Source organism: Buttiauxella warmboldiae (genome assembly GCF_003818135.1).
Taxonomy (GTDB): Bacteria; Pseudomonadota; Gammaproteobacteria; order Enterobacterales; family Enterobacteriaceae; genus Buttiauxella; species Buttiauxella warmboldiae.
Map to the genome: position 1 here is coordinate 1 of NZ_RPOH01000071.1, position 1,052 is coordinate 1,052.

Annotated in this window: 1 protein-coding gene; it reads right to left on the reverse strand. The window is 51.8% G+C overall.

The window, feature by feature from the left end:
• Positions 1–382: 382 nt before the first annotated feature.
• On the reverse strand, positions 383–1,052 hold a 670-nt coding region (locus tag EHN07_RS20710), incomplete at its 5' end, for a flagellin (protein WP_279630506.1).

Genomic DNA, 1,052 nt, shown 5'->3' on the forward strand with positions numbered 1-1,052 from the left:
CCAGTGTCAGGACAAGGGGGTTTTATGACTAACCGTTAATGCTGATGAGAGTGATTTATCAACGTCGTTTTATGATGTTTTATGGTCATCAAAAAACATCGTAATAAAACAGGCTATTCCGTCTGTGCAGACCGGTCAGACTGGCGATAAATAAAAAACACCCCGGACAAACTTAAACCCGCGTTTATTTCAGCATCATCGCTGTGCAGAGAAATTAATCACCGCAAAATGGTTATGTCGTTATTGGCGGTGTTATTTGCGTCGGTAAACATTCGCCCTGCGGCCTGAACTGCCGGTTTTAAACAGCGGACCTCTTTGCTGTCACCGTAAAACGAATAACGCCTCTCCCCACAACGTGCGCCGTGGGGAGAGGCTCAGCCCGTTAGCGCAGCAGCGACATCACGTTCTGCGGAACCTGGTTTGCCTGAGCCAGCACGCTGGTGCCGGCAGACTGCAGGATATTGGCACGGCTCATATTGGAGACTTCGGAAGCGAAGTCAGCATCCAGAATGCGCGAGCGCGACTGAGTCAGGTTATTCACCGTGCTGTCGAGGTTATTAATCACCGAGTCGAAACGGTTCTGTACCGCACCGAGGCCGGAGCGCAGCTGGTCAACCTTAGCCAGCGCCTCGTCAATGGTTTTTAGCTTAGTCAACTGAGTGACCTGCGGGTCGGTGGCGGCAAGGGCGGTGCCTTTAGCCAAGGTGAAGCTTGCCGGAGTACCTTGTTTTGCCTGTGGAGTCGCTCCCCCTGGATTAGGAGCTACAGCGGCGGTAAAAGTAGCCGTTACTGTGGTATATACATCAACGCCCTTGTCATCTTTACCCACGGCAATGAAATCGCCCTTATTATCCTGGTAAAGCTCACCCTTGCCACCCGCAGTGAACACCGCAGTTTTAATGCCATCCAGGGTTGCCTTATCCAGGACAGCGGTCTTACCCGCGTTGGTTACCGAATCACCTGCTTTCAGCGCTTTTGGCATCTGGGTCACATCAAAACCATCCATCCCCAGGGTGGTGGCATCCATTTTGTTCAGTTTGATACCGATGCTC